This is a genomic window from Rhizobium sp. NZLR11 (assembly GCF_019685115.1).
GTDB lineage: Bacteria > Pseudomonadota > Alphaproteobacteria > Rhizobiales > Rhizobiaceae > Rhizobium.
Map to the genome: position 1 here is coordinate 309994 of NZ_JABDWD010000003.1, position 17204 is coordinate 327197.

Genomic DNA, 17204 nt, shown 5'->3' on the forward strand with positions numbered 1-17204 from the left:
ACAAAGACCGCTTAGCCGAGCCGTGCTCGGATGCTCTGCGTGAACTTATAGAGCTTCGGGCGGGCCTTGATATGGGCCTTGCCGCGGGTGACGATCCGGTGCGCGGCGCCGGCGAGAACGCCGAACTGCGAGACCGGCAGCACCACGTCGTAATGCGCGGTCTCCACAGGCGCCCAGGAACGCTTGTAAGTCTGGTCGCCAAGGCCGAAATCGAACAGCGCCACGCCCTTGCCATGCAATCCCGAAATGGTCTGCCAATAGAGGAATTCGCCGGGGCTCGTATCCGGAACGAGCTCTTCGTCGATTGCGCCGAACTGGCAGATGATGTGGTCGCCCTTGCGCGAAATCCCTGAAATTGCGGCGACCCGGCCCTCATTCTCACTCTTGAGCCGCAGCACATGCATCTGCAGCCCGAAATACCGCCGGTCGTCATCCCGCTTGTCGATGAGGCCGTGCAAAAAGGCCCGCGTTTCCTTGTCGGCGAAGACGTCGGGCAGGCCGAGGCTGGCGAAGCGGGCGCTCTTCAGGCGGAAAAAGATATCGAGCAGACGGTGCTGTTCTTCCGAAGTCTCGGGGACAACGTATTCGACGCCGCCGGCCGCCTCGAGACGTTTCGATTGAACACGGAATTTCTTGCGTCGGTTCTTGGCGTTGAGCTGCTTCAGCGTGTCCTCGAAAGCGGGAAAGAACGGCAGCTGATAGGCATGATTCTGGTTCTGCACCATCGGCAGCCCCGCAAGCGGGGTCGGTCGTCCGCGCCATTCCAGCGGAATGTTCTGCAGCAGCAGCAGATCGGCCCGACCCTTGAGCGCCTGCTGCAGCTGACCGGCGAACTTGCCGGGATCGATGGTCCCGCCGGCCTCTGCAAAGCTCTCGGAGAACAGGCCGGTATTGATATTGCTGTGATCGGCGGCGATGAACTTCGCGGTCGCAAGCCCCCGAGACTTGATGATTTCGACCGGCAGAATGAATGCCGTCTGACCCGCATAGGTGCCTTTGAGGATCGCCAGCGGCCGCTGAAAGGCGCTCACCCAGGCGGCGCACCAATCATAGCTCTGATGGAGTGACTGGAGATTGTCGCGCTCCAGCGCTCGCCAGTCGTCCTCCAACGGCTGCATTGCGTCGAAGACTTCGATATCGACTTCGGCCATGGCGAGTTTCATGCTCAGCTGACGCAGGCGCGAAATGGCCGTTTGGGCCAGCGCCACGTCCTCCGACGGCTGTTCATGAACATCGAGCTTTTGCGTCTGCACGGGTGGTTTTCTCCGGTCAAGAATGCTGAACGGGAAGGTAGGTATGCCAGACGTATATTTGGTTTAACTGCACGCGTCGGGCGAGGTTTTCCGCCGATCACGGTTATTCGGCCGTTAATGGCCTATTGCTGCGGCGGTCCGGCCATCCATTTGATGATCACCATTGCCGGCAATACCCAGAGCAGGCCGGTGAGCAGGAAATAGAGCAGGTGTCCCCACCAGGGCGCGTTGCCGAGCGCTGCCACCGCGATCGTGTTCGCCACCAGCGCATAGACCAGCACGAGCACGACGATGAGGATCGTGCCGATGAATTTGCGGAGGCGAATGGGCATCGTTTATCTCTCGGCATGGACAGGGCGAGCCGGCGCGACGGCATGCCGCAAAGGTTCGGGGCTTGTTTTGCATGAGCCGGTGGGGCAAATCAACTGCCGGATAGAAGGAGACATCATGGCTGTCGCAAACCCGACCACGGAACAGGCGATCCTGAGCGAAGTGCGCAAGCAGGACCGCGACCGCCGCGCCTTGCGTTTCTGGCTTGGTTTCGTGCTTTTGGCGCTCTTCTGTCTCGTGCTCGTCGGTGGCGCCACGCGGCTAACCAATTCCGGCCTGTCGATCACCGAGTGGAAGCCGATCCACGGCGTCATCCCGCCGCTGTCGGCTGCCGAATGGGAGGAGGAATTTCGCCTCTACCAGCGCATTCCTGAGTTTCAGCAGTTGAACAGCTCGATGACCGTCGACGAGTTCAAGGGCATTTTCTGGTGGGAATGGGCGCACCGGCTGATCGCCCGTGGCATCGGCGTGATCTTCGCGCTGCCGCTCATCTTTTTCTGGCTGACGGGGCGGATTGAAAAGCGCCTGCGCTGGCCGCTCGTCGGCATTCTGGCGCTTGGTGGCCTACAGGGTTTTATCGGCTGGTGGATGGTGTCGTCTGGCCTGTCTGTCCGCACCGACGTCAGCCAGTACAGGCTAGCGACGCATCTCGTCATGGCCTGCTTGATCTTTGCCGGCTGCATGTGGATCATGCGCGGGCTTTCCAGGCATTCCAGCGATCCGGCGCCGGCGCGAAGCTCGCGCGGTTTTGCCGCCGCGATCGCCGTTTTCGCACTGTTCCAGATCTATCTCGGCGCGCTGGTGGCAGGGCTCGACGCCGGTTTTTCCTACAATACCTGGCCGCTGATGGATGGCGCCGTCATCCCGTCGGATCTGCTGATCCAGCAGCCCTTCTGGATCAACGCCTTCGAGAACCCGAAGACGGTGCAATTCATCCACCGCATCGGCGCCTATACGCTCTTCGCATTGACCTTGATCAACATGGTGATCGCGCTGCGCGCCGCACCATGGACCACCCATGCCCGCCGCGCCGTCGTGCTCTTCGCGCTGGTGACCCTGCAGGCCGCAGTCGGCATCGCCACGCTGCTGATGCAGGTGCCGCTTCACTGGGGCCTGCTGCATCAGGCCGGCGCCCTGGTGGTTTTCGGTTTCGCCGTCGCCAACTGGCGCGGCTTTTACGGCGAATATCCGCATGGGACGATGATCACAGAGCGCGATTGAATCATCCTGTTCTAACGCAGCACCCCATCGAGCAACGGCATGCCGATGATCGCGGCGGCGGCGATCAGGATATAGCAGGCGATGCGGAAGGTCCGCTCCTCGGCGAGTCCGAACAGTTTCGAGCCGGCGTAAAGCCCGACCGCATAACTCGGCAGGATGATGGCGGTCAGTGCGAAGACGGCGGGCACAAACAGTCCGCCGATATAATAGCTGATGGCACTGAAGACGGACGAGATCGAGAAATAGAGAACGACGTTCGCCCTGACGCGCGTGAAGTCGCTTTTGCCGCCAAGCCAGTAGGCGACAACAGGCGGCCCGCCGAGCTGCGCGGCGCCGCTGAAAAGCCCGGCGATTAGGCCGATGCCGCTGCTGAGTGCTGCCGAAGGCGCGCCGTGGTATCGCCATCCCGATGCGAGAAGCGCGAGTAGGGCGATCGCGATGATGGTAATGCTCCAGCGCAAAAGCAGCGGGTCGAGCAGCGCCAGCATCGCCGTGCCGGCCGGGACGCCGAGGGCCGCACCCGCCGCCATGACGAAGACCTCGGGTCGGTTGGCGCAGCGCCATGCGGGCGGGATCATCCCGACTGTCGCAATGCCGTCGATGACGAGCAGGATCGGCGAGACCAGCTTCGGCCCGACGATCGCGCCGGCGAGCGGAATGAAGATCAATGCGGCGCCGAAGCCCGAAAAACCGCGGGCGAGCCCGGCGACGATGGCGAACGCCATCAGCGCATAGATGCCATGGTCGGGCAGGGCGGCGGCAAACCAGGCGTGCACGCCGGCGATGAGCACATCGAGCGTCATGACGTCAGGAGGCGAGCATCAGGTCCATATTCTGCACGGCAGCACCCGAGGCGCCCTTGCCGAGATTGTCGAGCAGCGCCACCAGATTGACTTGCGAAGTGCCTGGCGTGCCGAAGACGAAGAGCTTCATCGTGTCCTTGCCTTCGAGCTCGACGGCGTTGATGCGGGGCAGGACCTTGCTTTCGGCGAGCGGCACGACGGTGACGATATCCTGGCCGGCATAATGGGCGACGAGGGCTGCATGGATGCTCTCCATCGTCGTGCCTTCGGCGAGGTCGCCGAGATGCAGCGGCACCTGGACGATCATGCCCTGTGCGAACTTGCCGACCGACGGCGAGAAGATCGGCGCGCGGTCGAGCAGTCCGTGCACGGTCATTTCAGGCACATGTTTGTGGGTCAGCGGCAGGCCGTAGAGGAAATGTGGTGCGGTGATCGCATCCGGGTGATCCGGGTTTTCCATCTGCGCGATCATCTGCTTGCCGCCGCCGGTATAGCCGGACACCGCGTTGACCGTCACCGGATAGCCGTCCGGCAGCATGCCGGCAGCACGCAGCGGCCGGATGAGGCCGATCGCGCCCGTGGGGTAGCAGCCGGGATTGGCGACAAAACGGGCCGCCTTGATCCTGTCGGCCTGCGCGCTGTCCATTTCGGCAAAGCCATAGGCCCAGCCGGAATTGACGCGGAAGGCGGTCGAGGTGTCGATGACGCGGACGTTATTGTTGGCCGAAACCATCTGCACCGCTTCCTTGGAAGCGTCGTCAGGCAGGCAGAGAATGGCGATATCGGTGCTGTTCAGCATGTCCTCGCGCATGGCGGCGTTGCGCCGCTCGGCCTCTGGAATGGACAGAAGCTCGACATCGCGGCGGCCAGCCATGCGCGTGCGGATCTGCAGACCCGTCGTGCCGTGTTCGCCGTCGATGAAGATTTTCGGTGCCATGTTAGACCTGCGCTTTCAATGGGTTCAGAAGGTTTCCGGATTCACTTTGGGATGATACGTCAGCCTTGTGACACGGCGATGGCGCGTCTCTCGGCATGAAGCCCCAGCATATACATCGCCACCGTTGCCCCCGCAATGGCGGTGATATCGGCATGGTCGTAGGGTGGCGACACCTCGACGACATCGGCACCGCGAATATCGAGCTGGTGCAGGCGCTGCAGCACCGAGAGGATCTTGGCGCTCGATGGGCCGCCGGCAACCGGCGTGCCGGTGCCCGGTGCAAAGGCCGGATCGAGGCAATCGATATCGAAGGTGAGATAGGCCGGCGCGCCGCGCGTATGCGAGATGATCGCCGAGGCGATATCGCCGGCGCTCATCTCCTCGACCTGATGACCATAGAGAATATTGACGCCGAAATCCTCCGGCGCATGGGTGCGGATACCGACCTGGATCGAGCGGTCGGGATCAATGATGCCCTCGCGGGCGGCCCGTGCCACGAAGGAACCATGGTCGATGCGCCGTTCTTCGTCGAACCAGGTGTCCTGGTGCGCGTCGAACTGCACAAGCGCGAGCGGCCCGTGTTTTGCCGCGTGGGCTTTCAGCAGCGGCCAGGTAACGTAGTGATCGCCGCCGAGCGTCAGCAGAAAAGCGCCGCTGTCGAGGATGACGTTGGCCTGGCGTTCGATGGCATCAGGCGTATCCTGATGATTGCCGTAGTCGAGCAGGCAATCGCCGTAATCGATGACGGCCATCTCGGTGAAGAGATCGCGGTTGAAGGGATATTGCGGATCATTGTCGAAGATCGCCGAGGCGCGCCGGATCGCTTGCGGCCCGAAGCGCGTGCCCGGCCTGTTCGAGGTCGCGGCGTCGAAGGGAATACCCCAGACGGCAACGTCGACGCCGGCGAGCTCCTTGGTGAAGCGGCGGCGCATGAAGGACAGCGCTCCGGCAAAGGTCGGGTCGCTGGCGGCGGAGGTGAGGCTGGTCGCCGTGAAGGCGTGGTCGATCGATCTGTTCGCCAAGTCATGCTCCTTTTTCGGTCGCAGAACCATTGTCGCGTCCGACGCCGGAGTGTCGGCGGCGGGATCCGCGCGGAGGAATTGGCCGATCCGCTCGCGCGCAGAAAGGGGTAGGCGAGGTGCGGAAAGATTTCAAGCAATCGTTCGGATGACGGCCGCTCGGTGTCATCGAGCGGCCGTCCTTTGGCCGTCTGCCCGTCAAGCCGGTTCTCGCAGGGACCACAATCCAGAAAGCGTTGTCAGCGCGGTCACACAGACATAACCCACGAGCGGCCAGGCGCTGTCGCCGCCGAGCAGAAGCACGAAGAAGGTTCCGGCAAAGCCGACGATGATGCTCTCGATGCAGAAATAGAGTGCGCCGCCGTTTGTTGCGGCCTATTTGTCCGCGGACTTGGTTGTTCCCATCACGCGCCCCTGACTTGGTTTTACTCTTCCCGAAGCGCTTTGCCGCGTTTCTATCTGCAGAACCCGATTGCGACAACGTCATGCCAGCACGCTTTCGCGTGGTTTAAACAGCGCAAAAGAAAAAGGCCGGGTTGCCCCGGCCTTCGTAATTCCGTCTGTCCGAAGCGATTAACGCTTGGAGAACTGGAACGAGCGGCGGGCCTTTGCCTTGCCGTACTTCTTGCGTTCGACGACGCGGCTGTCGCGGGTCAGGAAGCCGCCCTTCTTCAATACCGGGCGAAGGCCCGGTTCGAAGTAGGTGAGCGCCTTGGACAGGCCGTGGCGAACTGCACCGGCCTGGCCGGACAGGCCACCGCCGGCAACGGTTGCGATGATGTCGAACTGGCCGTCACGGGCAGCCGCAACGATCGGCTGGCGCAGGATCATCTGCAACACCGGACGGGCGAAATATTCCGCGAATTCCTTGCCGTTGACGATGATCTTGCCGGAGCCCGGCTTGAGCCAGACGCGGGCAACGGCGTTCTTGCGCTTGCCGGTCGCGTAGGAGCGGCCGAGCGAATCAACCTTGCGGACATGGGCCGGAGCAGCAGCTTCGGAAACCGTGCCGAGATCCTTCAGGGAGGAGAGGTCAGCCATGATCAGGCGCTCCTTACGTTCTTTTTGTTGAGCACGGCAACGTCGAGGGCGACCGGCTGCTGGGCTTCATGGGGATGGTTGGCGCCGGAGTAAACGCGCAGGTTCTTCATCTGGCGACGGCCGAGCGGGCCACGCGGAACCATGCGTTCGACGGCCTTTTCGAGGACGCGCTCCGGGAAGCGGCCTTCGATGATCTGGCGCGCGGTGCGTTCCTTGATGCCGCCGGCAAAACCGGTGTGCCAGTAGTAGACCTTGTCGGAATACTTCTTGCCGGTGAAAACGACCTTGTCGGCATTGATGACGATGACGTTGTCGCCGTCGTCAACGTGAGGCGTGAAGGTTGCCTTGTGCTTGCCGCGCAGGCGCATAGCGATGATGGAAGCGAGACGGCCAACGACCAGCCCTTCGGCGTCGATGATCACCCACTTCTTCTCCACCTCTGCAGGCTTCTGGGAGAAGGTTGCCATAGTGAATACTCTCTTTTGAGACCCTTGGCCCGAAGGCTTGAAGGGCGTTTCTTGTTGCTTGGATTGGCAGGCTTGCGCCATGCCAAAAAGAAAGCAGCCCGGACAGGCTGCGTTCTGCGCGGTGTATAAAGGGAATGTGACATTGGGTCAATATCGGCCGTTCCGGCGAGGTGAAAAAAATACAAGCAAAAACAATTGGTTATGTATGAGGTATTATGGCACCACATATTGTTTGGGTGGCGGACTGCTATGCCGGGGCGTTTTTCATGTCCTCCGGGTTTGAAAAAGGCCCTAACCTTTGAATTCGCGCAGGCACTTCATGATGTCGCGGAGGCCGCGTGTCAGGTGTTTGTCGCGGCGCAGAACCATGCCGAGGCGGCGCGTGAGCTTCGGTTTCAGCGATGACGTCGTCACGAGGCTGGCCCGGTCGCGCCTCAGCGCCAGTCCCGGCAGGATCGACCAGCCGAGCCCGACGGCCACCAGTTCCTTGATCGCCTCGATGCTGCCGAACTCCATCGCCGGTCGGATACTGCTATCCGGTTCGGAAAGCCACGCATCGATTGCCCGTCGCGTATTGCCGCCTTCATAAAGCAGCAGTGTCTTGTCGCGCATGAAGGCGGCGTCCGGTCCGCCGTCGGGCATGAGACTGCCGGCGGGCGCGACGGCCAGCAATTCCTCCTCGTAGAATGGTTCGATCTCGAAGTTGCGTCCCGAAGCCGGCAGGGCAACAACGGCGATGTCGAGGCTGTTGGCCTCCAGATCGCGCAAGATGTCGTCGGCATCGCCGATGCGCACGATAATTTCGAGACCGGGCATGGATTTTCTGACGGCGGCAATGGCGCGAGGAAGCAGATGGATCGACGCCGTGCCGCCGCTGCCGATGCGCACGCGGCCGCTGGCGCCATCCCTGTAGGGCATCATCGCTTCCTCAGCTGCCCCCGCGTCCTGCAATAGTCGTCTTGCATGCACGAGCAGGTCGAGGCCTGCCGCGGTCGGCTGCGCCCGCCGCCCGATGCGCTCGATCAGCCGGACGCCGAGCCGCTGCTCGAGCCCCTTGACCTGCAGGCTGACAGCCGGTTGCGTCAGTCCTTCTTTGTCGGCTGCCGCCGTAAAGCTTCCGAGATCGGCGACGTTGACGAAGGTCGCGAGCTGATCGAGGTTGAGCGCCATACCAAGGAAATCCTTATGCATATCATAATATCCATAAGCTTCATTCGCTGCATTATCCAGCGCATCTTTTATCCATCGAAAAAAGGGAAAAAGAGATGGCCTTGGAGATTAGCGAGATCCTTGCGACACCGCGCGATATCGTTCAGTCGAGACTTCGCGGAACGGCGCGCTGGGGCCGGCGGCTGCTGGCAGCCGTCGCGCATCGCCTTGAAAAGCGACGGAGCCGCCGCAGGCTGTCGGAACTCACCGACAACGAGCTTTGCGATGTCGGTCTGACCCGTGCGCAGGCGAAGGATGAGACAGCAAAGTCCTGGTTCTGGTGCTGACTGTGCGGCTTGTGCGGAAAACGCGGATCCTGCTCGAAATTGCCGGCGCCTTGTGGCAATACGTGCCGTCTGGCAATCGAACGCAGGGAGCAGCATCATGGCCGAAATCGTAGCCTTCCCGGACGCAAACAAGGCGGATGGATTGCTGGTCCGCTCACTGCGCGACGGCGTGTTGCGCCTCGTGCTCAACAACCCGCCGGCCAATGTGCTGTCGATCGCGCTGCTCGAGAGGCTGATGATCGCGCTCGATACGGGAGGGTCGGATTCGGATGTGCGCGTCATCGTCATCGCCTCGACCGGCAATGTCTTTTCCGCCGGGCATGATCTCAAAGAAATGACCGCCCATCGCGCCGATGACGATCAGGGGGTCGGCTTCTTCGACAAGTCTTTCCGGGCCTGCGCCGATCTAATGCTCAAGATCGCGCATCTGCCGAAACCCGTCATCGCCGAGGTCGACGGGCTTGCAACGGCGGCCGGCTGCCAACTCGTCGCCTCCTGCGATCTGGCGATCTGCACCGACAGTTCGACATTTTGCACACCGGGCGTCAATATCGGCCTGTTCTGTTCGACGCCGATGGTGGCCGTTTCCCGTGCCGCGCATCGCAAGCAGGCGATGGAGATGCTGCTGACCGGTGAGACGATCGATGCCTCGACCGCCAAGGATTTCGGCCTCGTCAATCGTATCGTGCCGAAGCAGTATCTGGCGCAGGTGGTGTCCAAATATGCAGCTGTCATCGCCAGCAAATCGCCGCTGACGCTGAAGATCGGCAAGGAAGCCTTCAACCGCCAGCTCGAACTGCCGGTGCAGGCAGCCTATGACTATGCCACCAAAGTGATGGTCGACAGCATGTTGACGCAGGATGCGCAGGAGGGGATCGGCGCCTTTCTCGGCAAGCGCACGCCGGAATGGAAGGGCGAGTGATCACGCCAGTTTCAGAACCAGCCCGCCGATCGCGATGACGACGCCGGCGACGTAGCGCCAGGCACTGGCTTTTTCCTTGAAGACGGTAATCGAGATCACCAGCGCAAAGAGGATCGCGGTTTCGCGAAGGGCTGCGACAGTTGCGACCGGGGCTTTCGTCATCGCCCAGAGGGCCAGCCCGTAGGAAGCGATCGAGCCGGCGCCGCCGAGGAGGCCGCGCCACCAGTTGCGACGAACATGACGCGCCACGGCCAAGGTGCCGCGCTGCGAAACCGCCCAGGAAAATAATAGGACGGGTGGCAGTAGCGACATCCACAACGTGTAGGAAATCGCATTGCCGGAAAGGCGTGCGCCGATGCCATCAACATAGGTGTAGCTGGCGATGACGCAGGCATTGAGAAGCGAAAGCATGACGGCGTGGCTGCTGCCGCGTCGCGCCTCCAGAGCGAGCGTCAGGACGCCGGCGCAGATCGTCATCGTGCCGGCAAGAGCGCCGCCGGAAAGATCTTCCTTCAGGATGAAACCGCTTGTAGCGGCGATCAGCAGCGGCGCACAGCCACGCATCAGAGGATAGACGAGGCCGATATCACCGGCCCGGTAGGCGGCGGCCACCAACTGGAAATAGACGAATTGCAGGATGGCCGAGGCGCCGATGAACGGCCAGGCCGAGGCTTGCGGCAATGGCAGGAATGCCAGGAACGGCAGCGCCGAAACCGCGCCACCGGCCGAGATCAATGCCGCATCGAGGGATTTGTCGCTTCCCGCCTTGACGATGGCATTCCATATCGCGTGCAGCAGTGCGCCGAAGAGAACAAGCAGAATGACGTCGAGCGGCAAGGGAGTAAATCCGGAAAAGATGAGGGAAGCCGAAAACGCCTCGCCTTCGGCGTTTCAAATTCCTGAAAAGACAACTGGGATTTGCACGAAATGCACGGGCAGCGGTCGCAGACGCGTGCATATGTCGAATAACATTCTTTCAGTATGGAAACAATCGCGGCCGGTTGGGGCAATTTTTACGTGCGCGCGACATGCGTTCAATCCACGCGATCCTTTCAACTATGAGATGTTTCTAATGGATGCGGGAACGTAGCGCGGTACTATCGCGAACAAAACGGGAAACCATCTGAGGGATATAGGCGGCCGATTATTCTATGTTGCTGAAATGTAGATATTATTCTATAACTTTGACACACGGGAAATTTAAAGCTTTTGATTGTGCGTTCTTTGAAAAGTCGCAGCGCGGGATTGAGCCCCGGCCTTTCGCAAGCGCGAAAGACATAGCGTTCCTACCACTGCTAGGACGGCGAAACCATCAGAGTTGATAATCGGGAACGAACAGCATCCCGTCAAGGTTGTCGATGTTCTGGCAGTTCAGCACTTGGCAGCGGGGATTGTCTTTCGAGGGGATATGCGTCCACTCCGCATAATCGGTCGCATCACAATAATTGCTGTTGCGGACATAGCGATCGTAAAGCGGCAAGCCGCGAGGAGACTGGTAGCGGAAGATGACGGCGCCCCGATTGTGGATGGCGGCACGCACGTTGGCGCAGCTCATGGTGAGCGGATTGTAGCGCGAGATCGCCAGCGCAGGGGATGCGGCGAGCACGAGCATGAGGGCAAGAGCGATTTTTTTCATCGAATCATCCTCCGGGAGCACTCGATTGATATATACGGAAAAGAAACGCAGCCGGTTTCACGGCAACGAAAAAAACTGCGGGCCGATCCAAATCAAAAATTGGGGCATGATGCCGTCCGAAAACCGCCTACACTTTTCGGCATCATGCTCTTGGGCTTTCGGGAGTGGAGAAGCAACATGAACCACGACAGCTATACGGATGATTATCTCGCCGGAATCCTCCATTCGGTAAAGACCATCGCGCTGACCGGCGCTTCGCCCAATCCGGCCCGGCCGAGCAACGGCGTCATGGGTTATCTGCTCTCGCGCGGCTACGAGGTCATTCCCGTCAACCCGGGGCAGGCGGGCAAACAGATCCAGGGCCGTACCGTTTATGCCCGACTCGCCGACATTCCGGTGCCGATCGACATGGTCGACGTGTTTCGCGCCGCCGAATATCTGGATGGGGTGGTCGAGGAGGCGCTGGCGCTGAGGCCGTTGCCGCAGATCATCTGGGCCCAGCTTGGCGTCCGTGACGATGCGGCTGCCGCAAAGGCGGAGGCGGCCGGCATCAAAGTGGTGATGAACCGCTGCCCGGCGATCGAGTATCCCCGTCTCATTGCCTGACCTCATCGTCCAGCTCATTGCTTGAGTTGCGGTCGGCTGAGACGGATTTTCCACCGAACGCCCATGGGTTGAAATGGATCGCGATTAACTTTCATAAGCGACAGGCTATGATCCTGCCCGTCAGCAACAAGTGGAGGACGACATGGCCAAGAACGATCCGGGATTCAACACGTTGGCGATCCATGCCGGCGCCCAGCCCGACCCGGCGACCGGCGCGCGGGTAACGCCGATCTATCAGACCACCGCCTTCGTCTTCAATGATTCCGATCATGCCGCGGCCCTCTTCGGCCTGCAGGCCTTCGGCAACATCTATAGCCGCATCATGAACCCGACGCAGGCCGTGCTCGAGGAGCGCGTCGCAGCGCTCGAGGGTGGCACGGCGGCCCTTGCCGTCGCCTCGGGCCACGCAGCACAAGTGATCGTCTTCCACACCATCATGCGACCCGGCGAGAATTTCATCGCCGCCAACAGGCTCTACGGCGGCTCGATCAACCAGTTCGGCCATGCCTTCGAGAATTTCGGCTGGCAGGTGCGCTGGGCCGATCCCGCCGATCCGGCAAGCTTCGAAAGCCAGATCGACGACAAGACGCGTGGCATCTTTATCGAAAGCCTGGCCAATCCCGGCGGCACCTTCGTCGATATCGCCGCCATTGCCGAGGTCGCGCACCGCAACGGCTTGCCGCTGATCGTCGATAATACGATGGCGACACCCTATCTCATCCGCCCAATCGAGCACGGCGCCGATATCGTCGTGCATTCGCTGACGAAGTTTCTCGGCGGTCACGGCAATTCCATGGGCGGCCTCATCGTCGATGGCGGCACCTTCGACTGGTCGAAATCCGGCAACTACCCGATGCTGTCGAGCCCTCGGCCGGAATATAACGGCATGGTCCTGCACGCGACGTTCGGCAATTTCGCCTTTGCGATCGCTGCCCGCGTGCTCGGCCTGCGCGATCTAGGCCCGGCGATCTCGCCCTTCAACGCCTTCCTGATCCTGACCGGCATCGAGACGCTGCCACTCAGGGTGCAGCGCCACAGCGACAATGCGATCGCCGTCGCGAAGTGGCTGAAGGCGCACAGCAAGATTGCCTGGGTGAATTATGCCGGCCTCGACGACGACCCGAACTATGCCCTGCAGCAGCGCTATTCGCCGAAGGGCGGGGGCTCCGTCTTCACCTTCGGCGTCAAGGGTGGCTATGAGGCTGGCAAGACGCTGGTCGAGGGGCTGGAACTCTTCTCCCATCTTGCCAATATCGGCGACACCCGTTCGCTCGTCATCCATCCAGCCTCGACAACGCACCGACAACTGAGCGACGACCAGAAGATTGCCGCCGGCGCCGGACCCGATGTGGTGCGCCTTTCCGTCGGCATCGAGGACGTCAAGGATATCATCGCCGATCTCGAACAGGCGCTCTCGAAGATCTGAAATGACGTCCGCAACAAACGTCTGAGATTCGCAAACTACCTTTTTTCACGCTCATCCGATGGGCGAGATAAACGAAGTTTGGCTGATGCGGGATCATTTCGACAAAAGGTGAGGGCGCAGGACGCCAAAATTCGGCCTTTTGAGTTGGTTTTCGAGTGGAGTTGATCACGTTTTACGCAAATTCAACCGATAGATTAAGCGTGCGTTAACAAAAAGGCCCCGCGAGGGATCGCGGGCGCGGCTTTTTATCTTGTGCGGCCATGAAACGAATCATGTTTCAGTGCCTTATAGAGGCCTGATGAATCGTCGCATTCACTCTCGCCCGCCCGTTTGGCAGGCGAGACACCAATTCGCAGACCGCTCATTTACCAGAGCGATCGAACACTGAGTTCCAGTCGGCTTTCATGTCCACTAAAACCCATTGCCGGCGGACTGCCTCGTCAAGCGCTTTGTCGAGTTTGCCAAAGGACGATTTGCGGTCGTAGGCGCATTCCCGTTCCCCGTCGGTATGATGCACGATCATCGCTAGGGCGTGGTGATGATTTAACTATTTGAGCCAGATTGCGATAGCGGCAAGTTTTACAAAACCCATGAAGTTGGCGAGGAGTTTGTCGTATCTGGTTGCGGCGCGGCGGAACTGCTTGAGCTTGTTGAAGAAGCGTTCGATTTTGTTGCGCTCCTTATAAAGGTGGGCGTCGCGCTCGGGCGTTTTCGTGGCCAATGTTACCGTAACGTACTCCCTGTCACATCGCGTTCATGCATAATCCGTCGATCCCGTTGAACGCACCGCAGCGAATGGAACGGGCGAAAGATCGGGGACGATAGCGGCACATGCGGCAGCGACTTCACCAGCGTGGCCTTCTTCGACCGATGCTCAAGCTGCCCGCAATCCGCGGGGAGCTGCAGGTGCGCGTCGGTCATGGAGAAACGCTCAACGGTCTCTGTGCTAATTATGAAGAGGCGTGTGTGGCGCTCGAGCGCTTCAAGGCCAGCAAACGTCCGGAGGAGCGTGCCGTGATCGAGGAATACGAAACCCTCTGTTCGAATATCGAATCCGACATCATCCTCATCTGTCTCCAAGACAGGTCGATGCCTCGCAAATAGTGCGAAGCCATGCCCCCACCGCGGTACCAATTATCGAAACTTCCCTTGCGGGTTGTCGGCTTATGAATAATAACTCGATCTGCTCATGTAGCGATTGATACATGGGGAGGCGACCATGGACTCAGACAGCGTACCGCAGCTGACGCGTCAGGCGGATATCGCCGAGGCAAAGGCGGAGCTTGCCAGACTTCTGGCGGACGATAGGTTCCAGTCCACCGACCGGAACAAGGCCTTTCTCAGTTACATTTGCCGGGAGCATTTCGAAGGTCGCGAGGCCGGGATCAAGGCATATACCATCGCAGTGGACGTCTTCGGGCGGTCTGCCAGCTTCAACGGCAGTATCGATCCCATCGTTCGTATCGAGGCGAACCGACTGCGAAACAGCCTCGATCATTATTATCAGGCGTACGGAGAGGTCGGTGCGATCAGGCTTCACCTTCCCAAGGGGCGGTATGTGCCATTGTTCACAAAGACCTGTACCGTTTCGGAAACTGTAGGCGGGGACGACGACGATCTGGCAGAGGAAAGCGAGATAGTCTTGCCAGCGCTCGCAGCCGCACCAGGTCGCCGCTTCGGGATCGCAAGGATCGGCTGCAGCGTGATCGCAGCAAGTGCGGCTCTGGGAGGAGCGTGGTGGTTTGCCGACCGGCCAGTGATGACGGCCAAGCCAGTCGTATCTATCGCGATGCAGCCTGCAGACCCGGCTTTCGACCTGCAGTCGCGGGCCACCGTCGACTATCTCCTTGCTGCACTGTCGCGGTTCCAGACCCTGCGCATCGCCGATCCCGATGGCCGGCGGGACACGGTGTCCGAAAGCTCCTACTCGATCCAGCTTCGGTACTACGGCGACAAGGATGACCGCAACGTCTGGTGGCAAGTGTCTGACGCCTCATCGGGCGAGGTGCTCCATACCGGGGTGGAAACGGTAAAGGACGACGAGGGTGGCGAGGCGTCGATCAGAATGAAGCTCGTAGAAGCGCTGGCCCAGAAAATGGCCGCGTCGCGGGGCGTCATCGCCGTCCTTGAAGCCTACGACGACATTGGTCAGAACAAGCTCGGAAACGTCTGCGTGCTCCGTGCGGAGTTCGCGCTCAACGCGATGGGTACCGAGAAGCTTCCTACGGCGCTGGAATGCCTCGCCAGAACGTTGAAAGTCCGACCCAACGATCCCGACGTCCTCGCGACGATGTCACGGGCGCTGGTGGCGTCGCAGCTTGCCAAGCCGATGCCTGAAGCGGTCGACCAAGCCGTGGCGATGGCGAACGCGGCCGTCGCGGTCGCGCCGGACTCGAGCCGGGCACACCTTTCCCTGATGTTTGCTCAATACTTCAGCGGGCGGACAAGCGCCGCGCTCGATGCAGGCCGACATGCCGTAGCGCTCAACCCGTTCGATCCCGAAATCTTGTCCAAGCTGGGCATGGTCCACTTCATGTCAGGCGAGTTCACCGAGGCCGTCGAGATGGCGACCAAGGCCTCGAATTCGGTCCTCGGCGTCCCGCGCGACGCCAAGCTCGTACTGGCGCTCGACGCATACCGCCGCGGAGATTACGCGACCGCCTCGCTGAGAGCCGAGCAGATGCCCGGCAACGACTTCATGGCAGTGTCGCTCAGGGCCGCGGCACTTGGGCAGATCGGATCGCCCGATGCTGCGAAAACGCTTGAAGCCCTCGAGGCCTCCAACCCCGACCTGCCGGCCGCCTTTGCAACGAACATGAAGATGCGCCGCTTCGACATGACCGTCTTGGGATCGATCGAGCAAGGGCTGGTGAAAGCGGGCATGCGCCAAGTGGCCGTCAGCGACAGCGAGACCCAGCATTGAGCGCGATGTTACGGTTACGTACTTGTCAGCCAGGCTCGCGAAAGGGCAGCAAGTCATCGTGATATCGACATGACCAGACAGTAGTCGCAGGCAGGGGACCGCATTCGCATGAAAAAAGTTCGCAACATCGTTCTGCGTTCGGGCATCATCTCAACGGTGGCTTTGGCAGCCTCGATCGTGACCGGTTTAGGGATCGCTCATGGGGCAGAAGGCGGCGCTGGCTTCTACCTGCTCGGCTCCAAGGGAGCGGCTGCCGCTATCACGCCACCACCGGGGGTCTATTTCCAGAACGACATCTACTACTATTCGGGCGATCTGGGCGGGGGCAAGGCGCTTCCCACGGGGGGACGGTTGGCAGTCGGCGTTGAGGGCAAGGCGGCAATCGAAATCCCGACGATGATCTGGATACTGCCCGAAGACGTGGCTGGCGGCCATCTGGGTCTCAGCGCGACGCTCCCTCTGGGTTGGAAGAACACCGAAGCGGACGTAACGCTGTCCGGGCCTCGGGGCGGCACCGCGACCGGATCGGTCTCCGATAGCGTCTTCACTGTCGGCGATCCGCTAGTCAGTGCTTTCCTTGGCTGGGAAGCAGGCAATTTCCACTGGCAGCTCGGCACTATGATCAACATCCCGATCGGCGACTACCAGGAGGGCGAGATTTCCAACATCGCCTTCCATCACTGGGGCGCGGACGTATTTGCGGCCGGCACCTGGCTCGACCCCTCGACAGGCCTCGATCTTTCTGGTGTCGTCGGCATGACGTTCAACGCCGAGAACCCGGCCACTGACTACCGGACAGGCAATGAGTTCCACTTCGAGTGGGCAGCGGTACAGCACTTCAACGAGCAGTTGGACGCGGGCCTCGTCGGCTACTACTACGACCAGGTCACGGGCGACAGCGGCGATGGTGCCACCAGCGATTTCAAGGGTCGTGTGGCCGCGATTGGCGCGACGATCGGATGGACGTTCAAGGCGGGTGAACTGCCGATCTCGTCCCGGCTCAAATACTTTCACGAGTTCGCGTCAGAGAACAGGGCGGAGGGCGATGCCCTATTCCTGACGATCGCCATCCCGCTATCGATCACCAAGCCGATGAACATCGCGGCGCAGTAGCTGGTCAATGG

General features: G+C 60.8%; 19 protein-coding genes and 2 pseudogenes. 8 read left to right on the forward strand and 13 right to left on the reverse strand.

The features are described 5' to 3' along the window. Nucleotides 1–11: 11 nt before the first annotated feature. Nucleotides 12–1253, reverse strand: coding sequence for a GNAT family N-acetyltransferase (locus HJB83_RS07775; RefSeq protein WP_207583761.1), 1242 nt, complete (start codon nucleotides 1251–1253; stop codon nucleotides 12–14). Nucleotides 1254–1375: 122 nt separating this feature from the next. Then, complete coding sequence (locus HJB83_RS07780) at nucleotides 1376–1585, reverse strand: DUF2842 domain-containing protein (RefSeq protein ID WP_207583762.1); 210 nt, start codon at nucleotides 1583–1585, stop codon at nucleotides 1376–1378. Nucleotides 1586–1700: 115 nt separating this feature from the next. Between HJB83_RS07780 and HJB83_RS07785 the strand changes: the two genes are divergently transcribed. Then, nucleotides 1701–2804 (forward strand): COX15/CtaA family protein, encoded by a 1104-nt coding sequence (locus HJB83_RS07785; RefSeq protein WP_207583763.1) that lies wholly within the window; start codon nucleotides 1701–1703, stop codon nucleotides 2802–2804. An 11-nt stretch (nucleotides 2805–2815) separates the two neighbouring features. Here HJB83_RS07785 and HJB83_RS07790 read toward each other — a convergent pair whose 3' ends face one another. From HJB83_RS07790 to HJB83_RS07815, 7 genes and pseudogenes are all read right to left on the reverse strand, one after another. Beyond that, nucleotides 2816–3607 (reverse strand): sulfite exporter TauE/SafE family protein, encoded by a 792-nt coding sequence (locus HJB83_RS07790; protein WP_221131525.1) that lies wholly within the window; start codon nucleotides 3605–3607, stop codon nucleotides 2816–2818. 4 nt (nucleotides 3608–3611) lie between these two features. Beyond that, complete coding sequence (gene argC / locus HJB83_RS07795; protein ID WP_207583765.1) at nucleotides 3612–4544, reverse strand: N-acetyl-gamma-glutamyl-phosphate reductase; 933 nt, start codon at nucleotides 4542–4544, stop codon at nucleotides 3612–3614. 59 nt (nucleotides 4545–4603) lie between these two features. Further along, the gene (gene speB / locus HJB83_RS07800; RefSeq protein ID WP_207583766.1) at nucleotides 4604–5566 is read right to left on the reverse strand and encodes an agmatinase; all 963 of its coding nucleotides are present in this window, start codon (nucleotides 5564–5566) and stop codon (nucleotides 4604–4606) included. 195 nt (nucleotides 5567–5761) lie between these two features. Continuing rightward, nucleotides 5762–5920 (reverse strand): annotated as a pseudogene (locus HJB83_RS34025) (CmlA/FloR family chloramphenicol efflux MFS transporter); the annotation flags it as partial. 216 nt (nucleotides 5921–6136) lie between these two features. Continuing rightward, nucleotides 6137–6604, reverse strand: coding sequence for a 30S ribosomal protein S9 (rpsI, locus tag HJB83_RS07805; RefSeq protein WP_221115235.1), 468 nt, complete (start codon nucleotides 6602–6604; stop codon nucleotides 6137–6139). A 2-nt stretch (nucleotides 6605–6606) separates the two neighbouring features. Then, entirely contained in the window at nucleotides 6607–7071 is a 465-nt protein-coding gene (gene rplM, locus HJB83_RS07810; RefSeq protein WP_221115234.1) for a 50S ribosomal protein L13, read from the reverse strand. 291 nt (nucleotides 7072–7362) lie between these two features. Next, complete coding sequence (locus tag HJB83_RS07815; RefSeq protein ID WP_221131526.1) at nucleotides 7363–8262, reverse strand: LysR family transcriptional regulator; 900 nt, start codon at nucleotides 8260–8262, stop codon at nucleotides 7363–7365. A 74-nt stretch (nucleotides 8263–8336) separates the two neighbouring features. Between HJB83_RS07815 and HJB83_RS07820 the strand changes: the two genes are divergently transcribed. Together HJB83_RS07820 and HJB83_RS07825 are read left to right on the forward strand one after the other, a co-directional pair. Next, a complete protein-coding gene (locus HJB83_RS07820) occupies nucleotides 8337–8567 on the forward strand; it encodes a DUF1127 domain-containing protein (protein WP_221115232.1) in 231 nt (76 codons plus the stop codon). A 97-nt stretch (nucleotides 8568–8664) separates the two neighbouring features. Continuing rightward, complete coding sequence (locus tag HJB83_RS07825) at nucleotides 8665–9489, forward strand: enoyl-CoA hydratase (RefSeq protein ID WP_221131527.1); 825 nt, start codon at nucleotides 8665–8667, stop codon at nucleotides 9487–9489. On the opposite strand, the gene HJB83_RS07830 is transcribed toward HJB83_RS07825, so the two are convergent. Both HJB83_RS07830 and HJB83_RS07835 read right to left on the reverse strand, forming a co-directional pair. Further along, complete coding sequence (locus HJB83_RS07830; protein WP_221115230.1) at nucleotides 9490–10326, reverse strand: EamA family transporter; 837 nt, start codon at nucleotides 10324–10326, stop codon at nucleotides 9490–9492. 475 nt (nucleotides 10327–10801) lie between these two features. Beyond that, complete coding sequence (locus HJB83_RS07835; RefSeq protein WP_221115229.1) at nucleotides 10802–11125, reverse strand: hypothetical protein; 324 nt, start codon at nucleotides 11123–11125, stop codon at nucleotides 10802–10804. 177 nt (nucleotides 11126–11302) lie between these two features. Between HJB83_RS07835 and HJB83_RS07840 the strand changes: the two genes are divergently transcribed. Together HJB83_RS07840 and HJB83_RS07845 are read left to right on the forward strand one after the other, a co-directional pair. Beyond that, entirely contained in the window at nucleotides 11303–11731 is a 429-nt protein-coding gene (locus HJB83_RS07840; RefSeq protein WP_221115228.1) for a CoA-binding protein, read from the forward strand. 142 nt (nucleotides 11732–11873) lie between these two features. Further along, nucleotides 11874–13157, forward strand: a complete 1284-nt coding sequence (locus tag HJB83_RS07845) for an O-acetylhomoserine aminocarboxypropyltransferase (protein WP_221115227.1) — start codon at nucleotides 11874–11876, stop codon at nucleotides 13155–13157. Between the two features lie 361 nt (nucleotides 13158–13518). Here the strand turns inward: HJB83_RS07845 and HJB83_RS34030 are convergent. Then, nucleotides 13519–13683: pseudogene (locus tag HJB83_RS34030) on the reverse strand (haloacid dehalogenase-like hydrolase); the annotation flags it as partial. Nucleotides 13684–13704: 21 nt separating this feature from the next. After that, a complete protein-coding gene (locus tag HJB83_RS07850; RefSeq protein WP_259669572.1) occupies nucleotides 13705–13878 on the reverse strand; it encodes a transposase in 174 nt (57 codons plus the stop codon). Between the two features lie 110 nt (nucleotides 13879–13988). Between HJB83_RS07850 and HJB83_RS07855 the strand changes: the two genes are divergently transcribed. The 3 genes from HJB83_RS07855 to HJB83_RS07865 all read left to right on the forward strand — a co-directional run bounded on the left by HJB83_RS07855 (nucleotide 13989) and on the right by HJB83_RS07865 (nucleotide 17193). Next, nucleotides 13989–14261: a hypothetical protein gene (locus HJB83_RS07855; RefSeq protein WP_221131528.1), complete on the forward strand. Its 273-nt coding sequence runs from the start codon at nucleotides 13989–13991 to the stop codon at nucleotides 14259–14261. A 115-nt stretch (nucleotides 14262–14376) separates the two neighbouring features. Then, on the forward strand, nucleotides 14377–16080 hold the full coding sequence (locus tag HJB83_RS07860; protein WP_221131529.1) for a hypothetical protein: 1704 nt from the start codon (nucleotides 14377–14379) through the stop codon (nucleotides 16078–16080). Between the two features lie 108 nt (nucleotides 16081–16188). Continuing rightward, entirely contained in the window at nucleotides 16189–17193 is a 1005-nt protein-coding gene (locus HJB83_RS07865; protein WP_221131530.1) for a transporter, read from the forward strand. Nucleotides 17194–17204 lie beyond the last annotated feature (11 nt).

Excerpts from the sequence above, each read along its gene's own strand:
- rplM (WP_221115234.1), bottom strand. The coding sequence starts at position 7,071 with ATGGCAACCTTCTCCCAGAAGCCTGCAGAGGTGGAGAAGAAGTGGGTG.
- HJB83_RS07865 (WP_221131530.1), top strand. The coding sequence starts at position 16,189 with ATGAAAAAAGTTCGCAACATCGTTCTGCGTTCGGGCATCATCTCAACG.
- HJB83_RS07855 (WP_221131528.1), top strand. The coding sequence starts at position 13,989 with ATGCGGCAGCGACTTCACCAGCGTGGCCTTCTTCGACCGATGCTCAAG.
- HJB83_RS07820 (WP_221115232.1), top strand. The coding sequence starts at position 8,337 with ATGGCCTTGGAGATTAGCGAGATCCTTGCGACACCGCGCGATATCGTT.
- HJB83_RS07860 (WP_221131529.1), top strand. The coding sequence starts at position 14,377 with ATGGACTCAGACAGCGTACCGCAGCTGACGCGTCAGGCGGATATCGCC.
- argC (WP_207583765.1), bottom strand. The coding sequence starts at position 4,544 with ATGGCACCGAAAATCTTCATCGACGGCGAACACGGCACGACGGGTCTG.
- rpsI (WP_221115235.1), bottom strand. The coding sequence starts at position 6,604 with ATGGCTGACCTCTCCTCCCTGAAGGATCTCGGCACGGTTTCCGAAGCT.
- HJB83_RS07815 (WP_221131526.1), bottom strand. The coding sequence starts at position 8,262 with ATGCATAAGGATTTCCTTGGTATGGCGCTCAACCTCGATCAGCTCGCG.
- HJB83_RS07785 (WP_207583763.1), top strand. The coding sequence starts at position 1,701 with ATGGCTGTCGCAAACCCGACCACGGAACAGGCGATCCTGAGCGAAGTG.
- HJB83_RS07780 (WP_207583762.1), bottom strand. The coding sequence starts at position 1,585 with ATGCCCATTCGCCTCCGCAAATTCATCGGCACGATCCTCATCGTCGTG.
- HJB83_RS07790 (WP_221131525.1), bottom strand. The coding sequence starts at position 3,607 with ATGACGCTCGATGTGCTCATCGCCGGCGTGCACGCCTGGTTTGCCGCC.
- HJB83_RS07825 (WP_221131527.1), top strand. The coding sequence starts at position 8,665 with ATGGCCGAAATCGTAGCCTTCCCGGACGCAAACAAGGCGGATGGATTG.
- HJB83_RS07845 (WP_221115227.1), top strand. The coding sequence starts at position 11,874 with ATGGCCAAGAACGATCCGGGATTCAACACGTTGGCGATCCATGCCGGC.
- HJB83_RS07835 (WP_221115229.1), bottom strand. The coding sequence starts at position 11,125 with ATGAAAAAAATCGCTCTTGCCCTCATGCTCGTGCTCGCCGCATCCCCT.
- HJB83_RS07840 (WP_221115228.1), top strand. The coding sequence starts at position 11,303 with ATGAACCACGACAGCTATACGGATGATTATCTCGCCGGAATCCTCCAT.